Raw genomic sequence first — 19,058 nt, 5'->3', positions numbered from 1 at the left:
AAGAGGAAGGCAGCAGCAGGCATGATAGAGAAAATCCGCTGGTATATGGAAGAACAGCATATGGCCGGGCCGGGGAGCAGGATCGTGGTGGGAGTGTCAGGAGGGGCGGATTCCATCTGCCTGCTTCATGTGCTTGCCCTTCTTGCGCCGTCATTTCAATGGAAGCTGGCGGTGGTCCATGTGAACCATCTCATCCGCAGGGAAGCGGGGGAGGATGCCGCCTATGTGGAGGAAACCTGCAGGCAGCTTGGGGTTTCCTTTTATCTGACCGAAGTGGATGTGGAGGCTCTGGCAAAATCCAGGGGGCTGTCCGTGGAGGAGGCGGGCCGTCAGGTGCGCTACCGCGCTTTTTATGAAGCGGCGGAAAGCTTTGGGGCGGATCGTATTGCGGTGGCGCATAACAGGAATGACAGGGCGGAGACGCTGCTTTTCCACATGTTCCGCGGGACAGGCCTGGACGGCATGGCATCCATCCGGCCGGTGCGGGATAACATCATCCGGCCCCTTCTTTGCGTGGGAAGGGAAGAGATTGAACAGTGGCTCCGGGAAAAAAATATCCGCTGGTGTATAGATAAAAGCAATGATACGGATACTTATACCAGGAATAAGATCCGCCGTCATATTCTTCCTTTTGCCAAGGAGGAAATTTGTCCGGAGGCGGATGCGCATCTTTCGCAGGAGGCGGAGCTTCTGGCCCTGACGGCGGATTTTGTCGGCAGGAGGGCGCAGGAGGCCCTGGACAGATGCAGGCTTTTAGAGGAAGCGTCCGATGGCTCCGCGGGCCCGGAGAAAGCCCGGGCCAGGGTGGGGAACCAGCAGGAATGCAGGCCATCCCCGGTAAAAAGAATCCGCATCGCCGTACCGGCCTTCCTTCAGGAAGAGAAGCTTCTGCAGACCCATCTTCTCAGGCTGGTGCTCAAGGAGCTGTCCGGAGGAGGAAAGGATATCGGCATGAGCCATATCAGGGATGTGGAAAGCCTTTTTTACAAACAGGGCGGAAAAAGGGTGATGCTTCCCTATGGCCTGGAGGCGCTGCGCAGCTTCGGCGAGGTGATCGTTCAGGAGAGAAAGCCGGCGGCCGCGGCGTTGGCAGGGACGGAGGAGGAAGTCCCGGCGGCGCATTTTTTCCAGAAAATAGATATGGAGGAGCTGGCCGGGAATATAGGGGATACGCAAAATGCGGCCCCGGTTCTTACATTGGCCTGCGGCGGGGGAAAAATCCTTGAATTTTCCCTGTTCCGGCGGGAAAATTCTCAGATAATTCCGCAAAAAACATGTACGAAATGGTTTGATTATGATAGAATAGAATCTCTGGTACTTCGGACCAGACAGCCGGGAGACTATCTTAGCATCAATGATAAGCTTCAGAAGAAGCGTCTGAAGGATTACCTGATTCAGGAAAAGATACCGGTACAGGAAAGGGAAAATCTGCTTCTGCTTGCGGACGGCAGCCATATCCTCTGGGTAGTGGGACACCGCATCAGCAGCGCAGTGAAAGTGACGGACAGCACGAAAAGAGTGCTCCGGGTACACATAAGAGGAGGAGAAGAAGATGGCTGAAAGAGTCAGAGTATTATTAACGGAAGAAGAAGTGGATGCAAGAATCCAGGAAATCGGCGATCAGATCAGTAAGGATTATGCGGGCAGGCAGGTTCATCTTGTATGCGTCCTGAAGGGCGGCAGCTTTTTTATGTGTGAGCTTGCCAAGCGGATTACGGTTCCTGTTTCCCTTGATTTTATGTCTGTTTCCAGCTATGGCAGTTCTACCAAATCCAGCGGCGTCGTTAAGATCGTAAAGGATCTGGATGAACCCCTGAAGGATAAGGATGTTATCATTGTGGAGGATATCGTGGACTCCGGCAGGACACTGAAGTACCTGATGGAAATGATGCGTGACAGAGGGACCAAGAGCCTGGCGCTCTGCACGCTTCTTGATAAGCCTGAGAGAAGGGTTACGGATGTAAAGGTGAACTACACCGGCTTCCAGATCCCAGATGAATTCGTAGTGGGCTACGGTCTGGATTATGATCAGAGATACAGAAATCTTCCGTACATTGGTGTGGTTGAATTCGATGATTAATGAAAATAATGAAGAAGCTGCGGAATGCAGCTTTTTCGTTTGAAAAAAGGCAGTTTCCCGCGGGCCGCAGTCCCGGCAGGGAGGAGGCTCACACAGAAGGGCTTAAACAGCTGCCGTAAAAGGAGGAAAGAAATTGGGAAAGAATATCAGGGGTATTAATCTGATTTTTATTCTGCTGCTGGGAGCGCTCCTTCTGATGGTATGGTCCAGCTCCATGAACCAGATGCAGGATAATTATACCCGGGGCGCCCTGGAAGAGGATTTGAAGGCCGGAAATGTAACCAGCGCCGTCATCACGCAGAACAGGGAAACGCCTACCGGCTCGGCCGCCGTTCTGCTCAAGGGCGGGCAGAACCGGACTCTTTATGTGACGAATGTGGAAGAAGCGATCCGGCTGTTTGAGGATTACAGCATTGATCCCGTTGTGCGGGATGTGCCCAGGGAAAGCTGGTTTATGAATTCCTTACTTCCCATGCTTGTCGTGGCCGTAATTATCATGGTGTTCTTCTTTATGATGATGAATGCCCAGAATGCGGGCGCGGGCGCCGGCGGCAACAAAATGATGAACTTCGGGAAAAGCCGGGCCAGAATGAGCGTGGGCGCAGATAACAAAATTACCCTTAAGGACGTGGCCGGGCTGAAGGAGGAGAAGGAAGAGCTGCAGGAAATCGTGGATTTCCTCCGGGAACCCTCCAAGTTCACCAGGGTGGGAGCCAGGATTCCCAAGGGCGTCCTGCTGGAGGGCCCTCCCGGAACCGGTAAGACCCTGCTTGCCAAAGCCATTGCGGGTGAGGCGAATGTACCGTTTTTCAGCATTTCAGGATCTGATTTCGTAGAAATGTTTGTCGGCGTGGGCGCTTCCAGGGTCCGTGACCTGTTTGAAGAAGCGAAGAAAAATTCTCCCTGTATCGTATTTATTGATGAAATTGACGCCGTGGCAAGACGCAGAGGAACCGGTATGGGCGGCGGCCACGATGAAAGGGAGCAGACGCTGAACCAGCTGCTGGTGGAGATGGACGGCTTCGGCGTGAATGAAGGAATTATCGTTATGGCGGCCACCAACCGCGTGGATATACTCGATCCCGCGATTCTGCGTCCCGGACGTTTTGACAGGAAAATCAGCGTGGGAACCCCGGACGTGGGCGGCAGGGAAGATATCCTGAAGCTGCACGCAAGAAATAAGCCGCTGGCCGATGATGTGAACCTGAAGCAGGTGGCCCAGACTACCGCGGGCTTTACCGGCGCAGATCTGGAAAACCTTTTGAATGAAGCGGCCATTCTGGCGGCGGAGTCCGACCGGGTATTCGTATCCCAGGAGGACATCCAGAAAGCCTTTATTAAGGTGGGAATCGGTTCGGAGAAGAGAAGCCGTATCATTTCCGATGCGGAAAAGAAAATTACGGCCTATCATGAATCCGGCCATGCGATTCTGTTCCATGTGCTTCCTGATGTGGGGCCGGTATATACGGTTTCCATCATTCCCACAGGAATCGGGGCGGCCGGCTATACCATGCCTCTGCCTGAGAGGGATGACATGTTCATGACGAAGGGAAGGCTGGAAGAGGAGATTATGGTGTCCCTGGGCGGACGTATCGCAGAGCAGCTGATCTTTGACGACATCACTACCGGCGCATCCAGCGATATCAAGAAGGCAACCAAGCTGGCCAGGAAAATGGTGACCCGCTTCGGTATGTCCGACAATATCGGTGTTGTCTGCTATGATGACGACGATGACGAAGTATTCATCGGCCGTGACCTTGCCCATGCCAAATCCCACAGTGAGCTCATCAGCGGTGAGATTGACAAGGAAGTCAAGGAAATCATTGACAGGTGCTATGCAAAGGCCAAAGAAATCATTCTGGAAAATATGGAAATCCTCCATAAGTCCGCGGATCTTCTTTTACAGAAGGAAAAGATTACGCGGGAGGAATTCGAAGCGCTGTTCCGGCAGGAGAAATCTTTCTTTGACACAGTTACGGAATAATTGATTGTGAAAAATACACAAAAATGGAATGGTGAATTTGTGATATTTGTGAATTCTGGGTATGTACAAAATGGGGCGGGTTTGATATTATAATACTCGTAACCCCCCCAATACATTATATAGTTTTTTGCTATACCCCATAAGAAATACCTTCTCTAAAAAGGACAGCCATAAAAAGCTGTCTTTTTTACTGCAATTTTTCAGGGGCTGCCGGCTTGTGCATAGTATGGTGTCAGGCGGATACAGGAAGACAGACACAGGAAGACAGGCACGGGGACACGGACACAGGGCGGCGACGGCTTTAGCCCGGGCGGGATGTGAACAGTAACTTACGGAGTGAGGTGTTACAGAATGAAGCGTAAAAGGGCTTGAATGTAGCAGATTTTTACGCTACAATGGGTAAAGAAGTACTCTAAAATTAGGCATTTGCGGCAGTGCTGCGGATGCATGAGAGCAAGGGTGTTAAAATATGAATTTTGAACGGTTTTTGCGCGGAGAGCAGCATCAGTACATCAGCAGCATGCGGCCGATTCTCAGCAAAAAGGCTCTGTTCAGTGATACAACGGAAAATTTTATATCACCGGCGGAACCGGCGCCATACAGTGAAGTAACCATTACCTTCCGAGCCAAAAAGAACAACCTGGACAGGGTGTTCTTTATTTGTCAGGGACAGAAGAATCTGATGTTTAAAGCGTCGTCAGATTCTCTTTTTGACTATTACGAACATCGGCAGCAGCTGGATAATGAGAAGATTACGTACTATTTTGAAGCACAATCAGGAAAAGCCAGGTGCTATTACGATTCAAGGGGAGTTGTCAAGCAGCCGGAGGAGCATTATTATTTCAGCATCATCCCCGGTTTTTCCACACCGGCCTGGGCAAAGGGCGCGGTAATGTACCAGATTTATGTGGATCGCTTTTGCAACGGGGATCCGACCAATGATGTCCTCACAGGAGAGTATCATTATATCGGGGATAAATCCAGGAAGGTAGAGGACTGGTACGCATATCCTGCACAGATGGATGTACGGAATTTTTACGGAGGGGATCTGCAGGGTGTTCTGGATAAGATGGATTATCTGCAGGATCTGGGGATTGATGTTATTTATTTTAATCCCCTGTTCGTATCGCCCTCCAACCATAAATACGATATACAGGATTACGATTATATTGATCCCCATGTGGGGAAAATCGTCAGCGAGGAAGGGGAGCTTCTGCCGGACTGGCAGCATGAGAACCGCTTCGCCGGCCGTTATATCAACCGTGTTACGAATAAGGAGAACCTGGAGGCCAGCAACCAGCTTTTTATCAAGGTTGTGGAGGAAGCCCACAGGAGAGGCATGCGGGTTATCATTGACGGTGTATTCAACCACTGCGGTTCCTTTAACAAATGGCTGGACCGGGAACGTATTTATGAAGGACGGGAAGGGTATGCTAAGGGCGCCTTTATAGACAGAGACAGCCCATACCATGATTATTTCATGTTCCATGACGAATACAGGTTCCCCTATAACCCCACTTATGACGGCTGGTGGGGGCATGATACGCTGCCGAAGCTGAATTATGAAGGCTCCAGGGAGCTGTATGAATATATCATGCGGGTTGCCGCCAAATGGGTTTCGCCACCCTTCAATGCGGACGGCTGGCGGCTGGATGTGGCGGCGGATTTGGGCCATTCCCCTGATTTTAACCACCGTTTCTGGCGGGATTTCCGCAGAAGCGTGAAAAGCGCCAATCCCAACGCCATCATTCTGGCGGAGCATTACGGCGACCCATCCTCCTGGCTGCAGGGTGACCAGTGGGATACGGTGATGAATTACGACGCCTTTATGGAACCGGTAACCTGGTTCCTGACGGGAATGCAGAAGCACAGTGACGATTACCGTCAGGATCTGCTCGGAAATGCGGAAAGCTTCTGGGGCGCCATGGGCTACCACAGCGCATGCTTTGCCACACCTTCCATTCAGGTTGCCATGAATGAGCTTTCCAACCACGATCATTCCCGGTTCCTCACCCGTACCAATAAGAAGGTGGGGCGTATGAACACACTGGGTCCGGATGCCGCAAACCAGGGAGTGAACAAGGCGGTGATGCGTGAGGCGGTTCTTATCCAGATGACCTGGCCCGGCGCGCCGACCATTTATTATGGAGATGAAGCGGGTTTGTGCGGCTTTACGGATCCGGATAACCGCAGGACCTATCCCTGGGGAAGGGAAGATCAGGAGCTGATAGCCTACCACAAAGCGGCAATAAAGGTGCACAAGGAAAACCAGGAGTTCAAAACCGGATCCATCAAGTGGATGCTTACGGATTATAATATGATTGGCTATGCCCGTTTTACCAGGGATAACCATTCACTGATCCTTATTAATAACAATGACCATGAGATGACAAAGGAGCTTTCCGTCTGGGAGCTGGGAATACCGAAAGAGGCGGAAATGACAAGACTGCTCCTCACAGGCAATGACGGTTTCTATACGGATCCGGTAAAATATGTGGTGGAAGCGGGAAAAATAACGGTGACGCTGCCTCCGGTTTCGGGAATTATACTGCAGCATCGGAACGAACCTGTGAAGCGGAGCGAAGAAATGAAATCCAACCGAAAAAATTTCTTGCAATTCCTATAAAGGTATGGTTAAATGTATATTGTCGGAGACGGAGTGTCGTCTCCGGCGGCTATAAATGGATGGATTCCCGAGTGGCCAAAGGGGACAGACTGTAAATCTGCTGCAAATTGCTTCGGTGGTTCGAATCCACCTCCATCCATTATTCATTGACGTAAATTGATATTTGCGGCGGTGGATGGTCTGCCGGCATGGCGGAATTGGCAGACGCAAGGGACTTAAAATCCCTCGGGGGCAACCTCGTACCGGTTCAAGTCCGGTTGCCGGCATTAAAGATAGTGTGAAAGGGACTCTTTCCCAGCTCGCGGCTGGAGGGAGTTCCTTTTTATTTTCTCCGGGCGGAATTCCTGTAACTGCATTTGTGCTGGTTACTTTACAACTCTTAGGTTTAAAATAGGAAACATATGATAAAGTAGAAGTGGCCAAAATATCGTTAGAGTGATAAAATAAAAAAAGGAGGGATTTAATGGAACAATATTATGCAAAAAGAAAGTATAGAACATATCTACAACCCAATACCTGAGGATTTATTTATTCGATATTCAGATAAATTGGAGGGGCAGTCTTTTTATCACACACATAACGGATACGAATTATATTTTTTGGTAGATGGGATTGTCAATTATTATATTGATCAGCAATGTTACAGGCTTGATACCAAAACAATAATTGCGATGCGGCCTGGAGAATATCACAGGGTAGAAATGCTGGATAATAAAATATATAAACGTTTTGTCATCAATATCAGCAGCAGATATTTGGAAATGCATTCTACATCACATACAAATTTGAAGGATTGCTTTAATAAACGTTTCAATAATAAGCCTCCTATTGTTGTTTTGGATAATGAGACTGCTGAAGAGCTGTTAACATTATATAATTCTTTATTGAATATAAAAAAATCAGTAGATTATGGGCAGGATGTTGCTACTTCCTCTTATGTCCTGCTGTTGTTGGTAAAGATTAACCTGTTATTTTATAATAGCAAGGATAGTAAGGCGATGCCCAATGTGATGCCGGTTTTGGTCAATGAGACAATGTCCTATATTGATGCTCATCTTTTAGAGACAATCACCCTGGAGGAGTTGTCAGATAAATTATTTTATAATGGTACGTATATCAGCAGAAAGTTTAAAGCAGCAACGGGTTTGTCTATCCAGCAGTATATTTTGCGAAAACGAATTTATCTTGCACAAAATTATCTGGATGAAGGAAAATCAGTGACGGAAAGCTGTATGCTTTCCGGATTCAGCGATTATTCTAATTTTTCAAAGATGTTCAAGAAATGTATTGGCATTTCACCAAAGCAATATCAACAGAAAGTCCTGAATAGTTCGCAGCCTTACATGGTATAAAAACAATCAATTTATTTGTTCCGGTTAAATAACTACGCCAATGGAACGACTGAATTGGTTGTTTTTTTTGTGCATTTTAATTGGATTATTATATTAATTTTCTTGGTGATATTTATATTATGCTAAAAATGAAAGCAAAAAAGTCGTTTTACACCAAAAAAGTATGCATAATATACATATTTTTGTTTCCGATAAACCAATATAGTTAATATAACAAAAATAAATGAAACGTAATTTGCCGGGGCTATATGGGTTAGAACCATTGAGGCAGGAGAAAAGATTTTTCTGATACTTATGCCAGGCAGTAAATTTGATAAGCAATAGTTTCGATCTCTTTGCGATAGTGAAAGGTAAAACTATGAAGAAACAAAACCTCTTAAAATTATTAGCTTTTTTCCAGGATGGTATGGTGCTCCAGCAGGATAAGGAAATTAAGATATGGGGGGAAGGAAAAGCAGGAGCACAGGTCCGTATACACTTTCAGGGACAACAGGCGGCAGTAATTACAGGCGGGGATGGCAGATGGGAATTATTCCTGAAAAATCTGCGTGTTGGCGGCCCGTATATTATGCAGGTATTCCATGGGGATGAGACACTGGAATTAAAAGACATTTATGTTGGTGATGTGTGGCTTTGCGCAGGCCAATCCAATATGGAGCTTCCAATAGCCCGGGTAAAGGATTTTTATCCCGAACTTTCAAAAATCAGCAGGGAGCCGAACATACATATATTTACTATTCCGGAGAACAGTGTATTCCAGGGACCTTTAGAAGAGCCGGCTGCAGGAAAATGGTTAGAAGTAAATGAAAAAAATATAGAAGGGTTTTCGGCTTTCAGTTATTTCTTCGCGGATTATTTGTGGAGAAAGAAAAAAGTGCCGGTAGGAATTATTAATGCCAGTAAGGGAGGTTCCCCTGTTGAGGCATGGCTGGGCAGGGATGCATTGGCAGATATGCCGGAACTATTAACACTTGCCAGGCGGTTTTGCGCTGAAGAGGTTGTAGCGGAATTTATTGAGCGTAATGAAAAGGAACAGCAAGAATGGCGTGAAAGGGTATCGGCTCTGGACGAAGGGCTTGGTAAACTGCCCTGGTATAAGGATATTAGTGAAGAAGGCTGGAAAACAATTTCTCTTCCGGGATGGTTTGAAACAGAGGAACTAAGAGATTTTTGCGGTTCCCTGTGGCTTAGGAAAAAATTTGATATTCCTGAGGAAATGGTCGGCAAGCCAGCAGACCTTTGGCTGGGGACAATTGTTGACAGCGATAAAACCTATGTAAATGGGCAAATGGTTGGAGAAACTGCTTATCAGTATCCGCCAAGAAAATATAAAGTGCCGGAGGCGGTTCTCAGAAAAAAGGATAATGTACTGACAATCCGTGTTTTATGTGAGCGGGGAAACGGACGGTTGACACCGGATAAGATATATCGTTTGTTTTCTGAAGAGGGCTCGGTGGATTTAACAGATAATGAAAATTGCTGGGAATATAAGATAGGATGCAGTTATCTGCCGGCGCCTGAGATGGATTTTATTATCCGAAAACCCACAGGGCTTTACAATGGCATGCTGGCGCCGTGCCAAAAGCTGGCTGTCAAAGGAATCGTGTGGTATCAGGGCGAATCGAACGACAGGAATCCTGACAGCTATGAACAATTGCTATGTCGCCTTATCTGTTCCTGGAGAAAAAAATGGAACGAGGAACTGCCTTTTATTTTGGTTCAGCTTCCCGCTTTTTCTATCGATCTCCCGGAAGAAAACAGCGGATGGCCTATTATCCGTGAAGCACAGAGGCAGGCCGCGCACCGCTTGCCTTTGGTGAAGATGACGGTAAATTTGGATCTTGGTGAATGGAATGATCTTCATCCCTTACGTAAAAAAGAAGCGGCTTACCGTGCTGCTGAGGCAGCCATGTTATTTGAACAGGGAGATAACAGGCCGGAACTGGGACCGATTCCTGTTGTGATTAAGAAGGATGAAGAAAAAATAAGTGTGACCTTTGATTCGGCCCCGGGAGGATTGAAGCCGCAAGGAGGCTTCATCTCAGATGTTGAGGCGGCCGGGGACGACGGGATATTTTATGAAGTACCAGCCTGGCTTGAAGAAAACCGGCTCATCATAGAATGCCCGTCAGAAATTACAGTACGTGAATTGAGATATGCCTGGCGTAATGTGCCAAGAGGAAATCTGATTACTGATGAAGAGGGACATCCGGCGTCTCCCTTTTGCATAAGGACAGATTTCAATACATAAGGGAAAAGGAGCTGGTTTGTAGTATGGAGGAACAAATGGACTATAGCATGGCATGGCTTTCTTACCGGAAAATTCCATGGTATCCGGACAGGGAATATTTCAGGAAAATATATGTACAGGAGAATGAAGCGGTAATTCATACTGCGGCAAAAGAATTGAGCAGGGCAGCAGAGGCGATGTTTGATGAATCCCCTCAAATAATTACTATTTTGAAGGAGGCACCCGAAAATTCATCGGCCGGAATTTACCTGTATACTGATAAAAATGGTCCTGGAAACGGTGGATATCATTTGTATGAAGAAGGAGGAAGGTTAACAATAACCGCGGAGGAACCCTCTGGTATTTTATACGGATGCTTTGCCTTGATAAGAAAGGTTCAAAGGCAGCAGCCGTTAAAGAACCTGGACTATAAGGAAGTGCCGGACAATCCTCTAAGGATGCTCAATCACTGGGACAATATGGATGGGAGTATTGAAAGAGGATATTCGGGGGACTCATTTTTCTTCAAAAATCAGGAATTACTGATAAATGAGCGGACAGCGGATTATGCAAGACTGGTCTCTTCTATCGGTATTAATGGAGTAGTTATAAATAACGTTAATGTAAAAGAAAATGCAACCAAATTAATTTCAGAGGATTATGCAGAGGATTTAAAGCAGCTGGCTATGATTTTCAGAAATTATGGAATCAGTCTTTATCTCAGCCTGAATTTTGCAGCTCCAATGGAATTGGGAGGCCTGGACACTGCAGATCCGGAAGCGGCAGAAGTAAGGGACTGGTGGGAAAAGCAGATGAAGCAGGTATATGCATCTGTACCGGATCTGGGAGGTTTCCTGGTAAAAGCGGATTCGGAAGGAAGGCCGGGGCCTTTTACCTATCAAAGAACGCATGCGCAGGGCGCAAATATGTTAGCCAAGGCTGTGAAGCCATATGGGGGAGTAATTATATGGAGGTGTTTCGTCTACAATTGCACCCAGGATTGGCGGGACAGAAAAACTGACAGGGCGCGTTCTGCATATGACAGTTTTTCACCCCTGGATGGACAATTTGAAGATAATGTAATTTTGCAGATTAAAAATGGACCTATGGATTTTCAGGTGAGGGAACCGGTTTCCTCCCTATTCGGAGCTTTGCAGAGGACAAGGCAGATTTTGGAGGTTCAGATAGCACAGGAATATACCGGACAGCAAAGACATGTCTGCTATCTGATTCCAGAATTTAAGGAAATCCTGGAATTCCATACATGCTGCACTAAGGAAAGGGACACGGTAGCTGATATTATAAGCGGGCGGGCTTTCCCCCAATTTGCAGGCGGAATTACCGCAGTGGCAAATACGGGATCCGATACAAACTGGACCGGGCACGATTTAGCAGCCGCAAATTGGTTTGGATTTGGCAGGCTTGCATTTTCCACATCATTATCTGCTGGGGAGATTGCTGAGGAATGGTGTGAATGCACATTTGGCCCTGACAAGGAAATCACAGAGGCTGTGTGCAGGATTCTGATGATGTCGTGGCCTGCCTATGAAAAATATACTTCTCCCCTTGGAATCGGATGGATGGTTAATCCCCATAATCATTATGGACCTAATGTGGATGGTTATGAATATGACAGGTGGGGAACTTATCACAGGGCGGATCATTATGGTCTTGGTGTAGAACGGGGAAGTAAGGGAACAGGATATGCACAGACGTATTTGGAAGCAAATGCATCTATGTATGAAACGATAGAGGATTGTCCGGAAGAGCTTTTACTGTTTTTCCACTATGTTCCCTATACATACAGGCTGAAAAACGGAAAGACGTTAATACAGCATATTTATGATACTCATTTTGAAGGAGTGGAGGATGTACAGAAAATGATTGCCCTCTGGAATGGGATACGTGAGAGAATTCCGGAAGATATATTTATGCGTGTGTCAGAACGTTTGGAACATCAGCTGGAGCATGCGAAAGAATGGAGGGATCAGATTAATACCTATTTTTACAGAAAATCTTTTATAGAAGATGAAAAAGGGAGGAAAATTTATTGAATACAGGGAAAAAGAATCATTTAGGAAAAATAAAATTGTCAAAACATATAAAGAAGGAATGGAGGCTGTATAGTTTTTTAATTATACCCATCCTATATTTTGTCATATTTAAATATATACCAATGTTTGGAAACATAATTGCTTTCCGTAAATATTCCGGTGGAGTAAATATTTTTGGGAAAAAATGGGTTGGACTGCGCTATTTCAAACAGTTTCTCAGGGATCCGTCTTTCTGGAGAGCTTTTCGGAATACCCTATTTTTAAGCGTAAGCTATTTAATTGTGAGATTCCCGCTTACATTGATATTCGCATTATTATTGAATGAAATCAGAAATATAAAGTGGAAGAAATTTGTACAGACGGTATCTTACCTGCCTCATTTTATTTCAATGGTTATCATTGCGGGCATGATAAAAGAAGTAGTGTCATTGTCCGGCCCGATTAATACCTTATTAAGCTCATTTGGGATGGAAAAAATATCATTTATACAGGAAGCGTCGTGGTTTCCTCCAATTTATATTATTTCCGGTATCTGGCAGGCGCTTGGATGGGGAACTATCCTGTATCTTGCAGCAATGACAGGGATTAATACAGAGCTTTATGAAGCAGCAAGAGTGGATGGGGCCAACCGGTTCAGGCAGGCGCTGCATGTTACCATACCAGGGATACTGCCTACGATTGTAACACTGCTGATTCTTGATATAGGCGGCATAATGGGCTCTAATTTTGAAAAAATTATTCTGTTATATTTACCATCCACATATGAAACGGCAGATGTTATTTCAACATTGGTTTATCGGATGGGTATCTCAGGAGGTAATTTCAGTTACGCAACCGCGGTTGGTCTTTTTGAGGGGATAATCGGTTTGATTTTAGTGACTACTGCTAATTTTGTTTCTAAAAAAATTACTGAGTCAAGTTTATGGTAGGAGGAGGGGAAAATGGAGAAAGGGAAAAAAATCGTTCAGCAAAAAAATAAAGTAAAGGATTCAACGGGATTTCGCGTATTTCAGGTAATAAATACAGTAATCATGATATTTGTTGTCTTTGTTACCCTGTATCCCTTTGTATATCTTGTGGCACAGTCATTTAGTTCAGAAGGCGCCATTTATGCGGGAAAGGTATCTTTTTTTCCGGTTGAGTTTACAGCCAGGACATATCAGGTCATATTAAGCAAACCGAATTTTTTCCTGTACTATAAAAATACAATTGTATATTCCCTGTTGGGAACCATAATTTCTGTAGCGGGTTCGGCATTGCTGGCCTATCCGCTTTCGAAGGAACGGCTGGTACTGAATAAATTTTTTACTCCGTTTGTTGTGTTTACCATGTTCTTTGCCGGCGGAATGATCCCAAACTACATATTAATTGCACAGGCCCTTCATATGCGCGATACCATGTGGGCATTGATTATACCCGGGGCTATCAGCACCTATAACGTATTGATTATGAAATCGTTTTTTGCCAGCTTGCCCGGTGAACTGGAGGAAGCCGCTTCTATTGACGGGATGAATACATATGGAATATTCCTGAAGATTATTCTTCCGCTTTCCAAGCCAATTATGGCCACTATGTTTTTGTTTTATATTGTTGGCATATGGAACAACTGGTTCGGACCATTCCTTTATTTGGACAGCAAGGATAAATGGCCGGTTGCATTATATCTGAGGCAGATAATCATGGGCGCCACCGGAACTGCGGAGATTGGCGCGGTTTCAGACGAGGCCAGCCAGATTTCCGCAAATGTCCGTTCCTGCTGTATGGTATTGACCGCAGCGCCTATTATATGTGTTTACCCGTTTGTACAAAAATATTTTGTACAGGGGATGATGATCGGATCGGTGAAAGGTTGAAATTATGTCGTTTGTATATAAATAATGGATATGCGGCGGCTTAATATTTATTAATAAGAAGGAGGATTTCATTTATGAAAGCAAAAAAGATACTGGCGATGGCTCTCGCGGGAATTATGATGTTTTCCGTTGGGGCATGCGGCGGAAGCACATCTGAGGAGGCGGCCGCGAATCCGGCTGAAACGGCAACGGATGTTGCGGACATGCTGAATACGGAGGTGGCAACGGATGCGGAGGATGCGCAGCTGGATTATACTTATGGGGAGGATGTGACATTTCATTCTGATGAACCGGTTACTTATTCAATGATGTATTCCGATCATGAAAATTATCCCTATCAGGAAAACTGGCGGTTATGGTCAGCCATACAGGAAAAAACAAATGTAACATTTGATCTTACGATTATTGCGAGAACAGACTATGAAGACAAGAAGTCGGTTCTTATTAATTCGGGGGATTCACCTTATATTATCCCGAAAACCTATGAGGAAGGGAAGTATGTAAACAGCGGCCAGATAGTAGCAATTTCCGACTGGGTAAAATATATGCCCAATTACCAGAAATGTGTGAAAGAATGGGATATGGCAGGAGATTTGAAGTCAAAGCTGCAGGCCGATGGAAAGTATTATGTACTGCCTGGCATATGGGAGAATGGCGGAGGCGGTTATTCCTTTATCATGCGTAAAGATATTTTTGATGCGGCGGGAGTGGATGTGACCGAATTGGAAAAAACCTGGACATATGACGATTTTTACGAGGCGTGCAAAAAGGTAAAAGAGTATACTGGCTGTGAGTATGTTATTTCCGATATGTCAAAGGGTGACTGCCTGTTAAATATTTCTTCCATCCCCTATGGCGCTAAAGCAGGGTGGGGGATATCAAACGCACTGGCCTTTGATCAGGAAAAGGAAGAATTTTATTTTGCCGATACAACAGATGGTGCAAAGGAATGGTTGACCTGGCTGAATAAAATGGTCAAAGACGGAATTTTGGATCCGGAATCCTTTTCCCAGGAAGACGATGCGGCAAAGGCAAAATTTTTCACAGGTGAAACATATGTTATGACGGGTAATTATCAAAATCTGAATGATTATACAACTCAGCTGCAGGTAGAGGGCGCGGAATTGTATATGGCAACGACACCCGGGGGACCTGCGGGCATGGTGCAGATAGAGAATTCCAGGCTTGAAAATGGCGTTATGATTTCACAAAATGCATTGGATGAACTGGGAGAAGAAGGATTTATTAAGATGTTAAGATTTGTTGACTGGTTATGGTATTCCGAAGAAGGCCATACACTTAGCCAATGGGGTGTAGAGGGTGAGACTTATACAAAGGATAGCCAAGGAAATATTATTCTGAATCCTGATATTACATATAATGGCGTTAATCCGAATGCAGAAAAGAAACTGAATGCAGATTATGGATTTGCAGGCGGTGTTTTTGCCTATGGGGGACCTACATGGATCCGGAACTCTAAAATGACAACAGATGGGGAGAAGGATTTTGAAAAGAGAATTCAGGAATACAGAGAGCCCCGGCCGAAGGATCCTCCATTTATGGCAAATGAAGAAGAATCAGAAGAGTTGACTTTAATCCAGACTCCGCTTATCGACAGTACAAAGACCTGGATACAGAAATTTATTACCGGACAGGCAGATATTGAAACTCAATGGGAAAGTTATGTTTCTGAAATAAAGAGCCTGGGTGTTGATAATTATGTATCGCAGGTAAATGAAATTTTTGAAAAAAATAAAACTAAACTCGGTTACTGATTGTGGTAAAAGGGCGGCTGCATTATTCTTCTGTTGAATAGAGTGCTGTACCTTGCTGATGAAAAATGAGTGATATTTTTCAACCGAGCAATAAAAAGTCGGCCTGGCTTTTACTCCCGGGCTGGTAAGACAATCGTAATAGTCCGGCAGAACAGTGCATTTACTGCGCCGGCAAATATATAATGGAAAACACAGGTTTATTTTATGCTTCAATTTTTTGAATGCATAACAATAGCCCTGTGTTTTTTATATACAAATAATGAATACCCCTCAATAGGATATAAGCATTAGACAAAATAAGAAGTAATTTGTACAATGAAGAGAATACTTCACTGTTTTTATCCAAAATTATAATGAAAAGTGCTGCCTGGCTGAAGCAGATTGCCTGAGAGAGGGAAAATTGTGTTTTCCAATAAAGATTTGAAAAAATTAATCATTCCGCTGTTCATGGAACAGCTTCTTGTTATGCTGGTGGGGATTGCGGATACCTTTGTAATCAGCTTTGTGGAAGAATCGGCGGTTTCCGGGGTCTCACTGGTTAATTCCTTCAATACCATATTTATTTTTCTGTTCACGGCGCTTGCCTCAGGAGGGGCAGTGATAATAAGCCAGTATCTGGGCAGAAAAGATCAGGATGCAGCGGGAGAATCGGGCAGTCAGCTGCTTATGATATCCATACTGTTTTCAGTTGCCATGTCTGCAGTCATTCTGGTTTTTAATGAGAAGCTGATGCGTCTTATGTTCGGCAAAGTTGAGGACGGGGTGATGGAAGCCTGCCTGGTTTATCTGCGTATCTCAGCTTATTCTTATCCTGCGCTGGCGGTTTATAATGCGGGGGCGGCGCTTTGCCGGAGCTTTGGAAAAACCAGCACTACCATGTATATTTCAGTGATTGCCAACGTCATTAATGTGGCGGGGAATCTCATAGGGGTATTTTTCCTGAGGGCGGGGGTGGCCGGAGTGGCCTATCCTTCCCTGCTTGCAAGAGCTTTCTCAGCGGTAATCATTACCTTTCTGTGTTTTTCCGGCCGGAATCCGATTCAATACCGCGGGCAGTGGATGAAAATCACGCTGGTTTTTTCCGTTGCAGTCTCTGGGGACCACTGCCGGCATGCGCCTGGTGTTTTCCATCCTGTTTGGCGTGGCGATGAATCTGGGGGTTATGGGGATAGCCTGGGCCATGTGCCTGGATTGGGTGCTTCGCGGCATTATTTTCCGGCACCGTTTTAAGCAAGGCAAGTGGAAAACATGCAAAGTGATCTGAAAGGAGAAAATTAGGATGCAATACACAAAGTTAGGTAATTCTGATTTGACGGTTTCCCGTATCTGTATGGGCTGTATGGGATTTGGCGATGCCAAAAGCGGCCAGCATTCCTGGACACTGGATGAAGCTGCTTCCCGTGAGATTATAAAAAAGGGGCTGGAGCTAGGCGTGAATTTCTTTGATACAGCCATCGGCTACCAGGGAGGGACCAGCGAGCAGTTTGTAGGACGCGCGCTGCGGGATTTCGCCAAACGCGACGAGGTTGTGGTGGCAACAAAATTCCTGCCCCGTACAAATGAGGAGATAGAGGCCGGCATTACCGGGCAGATGCATATTGAGAGAATGGTGGATAAAAGCCTGGAAAACCTGGGGATGGACCATATTGACCTGTACATTTATCATATGTGGGATTACAGAACGCCGGTTTATGACATTCTGGATGGATTGAACCTGGTGATCAAGGCGGGGAAGGTACGTTATACAGGCATATCCAACTGTTTTGCATGGCAGCTTGCGAAAACCAACGCACTGGCGGAAAAGGAAGGCTTTGCCAGGTTCATATCTGTCCAGGGACATTATAATCTTCTGTTCCGTGAGGAGGAAAGGGAAATGGCGCCATTCTGCGCTGAAGAAAATATTGCAATGACACCTTACAGTGCGTTGGCCGGAGGCAGGCTTTCCAAACACCCTGGGGAGACTTCAAAACGTCTGCTTGAGGACAGTTATGCAAAATCCAAATACGATGCCACCGCACAGCAGGACGGCGTGATTATCAGCCGCGTAGCACAGCTGGCAGAAAAAAGAGGGGTCACTATGACGGAAATCGCACTTGCCTGGCTTTTGACAAAGGTGACGGCTCCTGTTGTGGGCGCTACCAAATTGCATCATATGGAAGGGGCGGCAAAGGCGGTGGAACTTGCTTTGTCGGAAGAAGAAACCGCTTATCTGGAGGAACCTTACGTGCCGCATAAGCTGGTCGGGGTAATGGCGCAGAATACGGCGGTGTCCTCCGCGGCCTCCCATGTCTGGCCGGTTGGCGGCCGGAAAATATAAAAAGGGTATTGAAAACTGTTATTATGGTGAAAACGGGCTGATTTTGGGCCCGTTTTTTTAATTTTTAATTTTTGCAAAGAAGCATCATCCATTTCGGCATGTATGCAGTGACGGGAGGCGCCTGGTGGGCGGGAAAAGGGAAATCCCCGTTATGGTTAACTGAAGAAGAAAAGAAAAACCGCTGAAGCTGCAGATCCCTTCTTTCAAGAATACGTGCTATGATGTAATAGGTATGGGGCCGGAGGGAGCTTTATCTGTTTAAATGTAGTCAGGAAGAGAAGGCCGGCTTCCTTGTAATCAGAGTGCTCTTAAAAAGAGCGGAATGGCATGAAGGCAAGGTCAGGGCGGTGAAAAAGGCGCCCTATAAGCTGATAGAATACCGCACGGATAAGATGCGCAGAACCCAGCTGTTTGATATGGAAAAAGATCCATATGAGCAAGATGATCTTAGCGAGGAGGAAGGACTTGCAGAGGTAAGGCGCTCCCTCGCCTTGCTGTTGGAAGACTATAATGAAAAACTTGATGACTGCAGACATAGAATCGGGCGGGAGTTCTGGAAGAATTACGGGAAAACGGAAGAACGGTAATAGCAGAGGCGGCACAGGGAGAAAGGCAGAAAGCTGATACAGCCGGCCCATAGGCGGCTGTATGCGGACTGTCCGCAGCAAATGAATTCTTCACTATTGACAATTAACCATCTGTAAAGTATCATAATTATATTCTTATTATTAGTATTAAGTGCGTTCGCACATTCTGGCAGTTTCTGCCGAAAATCACATTTTATAAC

The 19,058-nt window shown here is 45.8% G+C and carries 13 protein-coding genes and 2 tRNA genes; all 15 read left to right on the top strand.

Annotated features, from left to right (window positions below; genetic code table 11):
- The first annotated feature begins 21 nt into the window (after positions 1 to 21).
- The 15 genes from tilS to FYJ45_RS31385 all read left to right on the top strand — a co-directional run bounded on the left by tilS (position 22) and on the right by FYJ45_RS31385 (position 18,858).
- The gene (gene tilS / locus FYJ45_RS06845) at positions 22 to 1,560 is read left to right on the top strand and encodes a tRNA lysidine(34) synthetase TilS (RefSeq protein ID WP_154464007.1); all 1,539 of its coding nucleotides are present in this window, start codon (positions 22 to 24) and stop codon (positions 1,558 to 1,560) included.
- Positions 1,553 to 2,080, top strand: coding sequence for a hypoxanthine phosphoribosyltransferase (gene hpt / locus FYJ45_RS06840; RefSeq protein ID WP_021639548.1), 528 nt, complete (start codon positions 1,553 to 1,555; stop codon positions 2,078 to 2,080). Before tilS ends, hpt begins: the two co-directional genes overlap by 8 nt.
- Before the next feature lie 133 nt (positions 2,081 to 2,213).
- Entirely contained in the window at positions 2,214 to 4,064 is a 1,851-nt protein-coding gene (gene ftsH, locus FYJ45_RS06835) for an ATP-dependent zinc metalloprotease FtsH (RefSeq protein ID WP_154464006.1), read from the top strand.
- 469 nt (positions 4,065 to 4,533) lie between these two features.
- On the top strand, positions 4,534 to 6,690 hold the full coding sequence (locus tag FYJ45_RS06830) for a glycoside hydrolase family 13 protein (RefSeq protein WP_021639666.1): 2,157 nt from the start codon (positions 4,534 to 4,536) through the stop codon (positions 6,688 to 6,690).
- Between the two features lie 57 nt (positions 6,691 to 6,747).
- Positions 6,748 to 6,829: transfer RNA gene (locus FYJ45_RS06825), tRNA-Tyr, on the top strand.
- A 43-nt stretch (positions 6,830 to 6,872) separates the two neighbouring features.
- Positions 6,873 to 6,956 (top strand) — tRNA-Leu (locus tag FYJ45_RS06820).
- A 210-nt stretch (positions 6,957 to 7,166) separates the two neighbouring features.
- A complete protein-coding gene (locus FYJ45_RS06815) occupies positions 7,167 to 8,042 on the top strand; it encodes a helix-turn-helix domain-containing protein (protein ID WP_154464005.1) in 876 nt (291 codons plus the stop codon).
- A gap of 358 nt (positions 8,043 to 8,400) precedes the next feature.
- The gene (locus tag FYJ45_RS06810) at positions 8,401 to 10,293 is read left to right on the top strand and encodes a sialate O-acetylesterase (protein WP_154464004.1); all 1,893 of its coding nucleotides are present in this window, start codon (positions 8,401 to 8,403) and stop codon (positions 10,291 to 10,293) included.
- Positions 10,294 to 10,316: 23 nt separating this feature from the next.
- On the top strand, positions 10,317 to 12,326 hold the full coding sequence (locus FYJ45_RS06805; protein WP_154464003.1) for an alpha-glucuronidase family glycosyl hydrolase: 2,010 nt from the start codon (positions 10,317 to 10,319) through the stop codon (positions 12,324 to 12,326).
- Entirely contained in the window at positions 12,323 to 13,255 is a 933-nt protein-coding gene (locus tag FYJ45_RS06800; protein ID WP_235930663.1) for an ABC transporter permease, read from the top strand. The genes FYJ45_RS06805 and FYJ45_RS06800 overlap by 4 nt, the downstream gene beginning before the upstream one ends.
- Positions 13,256 to 13,267: 12 nt before the next feature.
- The gene (locus FYJ45_RS06795; protein WP_154464002.1) at positions 13,268 to 14,179 is read left to right on the top strand and encodes a carbohydrate ABC transporter permease; all 912 of its coding nucleotides are present in this window, start codon (positions 13,268 to 13,270) and stop codon (positions 14,177 to 14,179) included.
- A gap of 74 nt (positions 14,180 to 14,253) precedes the next feature.
- Entirely contained in the window at positions 14,254 to 15,954 is a 1,701-nt protein-coding gene (locus tag FYJ45_RS06790; protein ID WP_154464001.1) for an ABC transporter substrate-binding protein, read from the top strand.
- A 402-nt stretch (positions 15,955 to 16,356) separates the two neighbouring features.
- Positions 16,357 to 17,184 (top strand): MATE family efflux transporter, encoded by an 828-nt coding sequence (locus FYJ45_RS06785; protein ID WP_276890356.1) that lies wholly within the window; start codon positions 16,357 to 16,359, stop codon positions 17,182 to 17,184.
- Positions 17,185 to 17,233: 49 nt separating this feature from the next.
- Positions 17,234 to 18,271 (top strand): aldo/keto reductase, encoded by a 1,038-nt coding sequence (locus FYJ45_RS06780; protein ID WP_154464000.1) that lies wholly within the window; start codon positions 17,234 to 17,236, stop codon positions 18,269 to 18,271.
- Between the two features lie 302 nt (positions 18,272 to 18,573).
- Entirely contained in the window at positions 18,574 to 18,858 is a 285-nt protein-coding gene (locus tag FYJ45_RS31385; RefSeq protein WP_154463999.1) for a sulfatase/phosphatase domain-containing protein, read from the top strand.
- The last annotated feature ends 200 nt before the right edge of the window (positions 18,859 to 19,058 follow it).

The sequence above is a fragment of the Eisenbergiella porci genome (genome assembly GCF_009696275.1).
Lineage (GTDB): Bacteria > Bacillota > Clostridia > Lachnospirales > Lachnospiraceae > Eisenbergiella > Eisenbergiella porci.
This window is presented reverse-complemented; position numbering and strand designations above follow the sequence as displayed.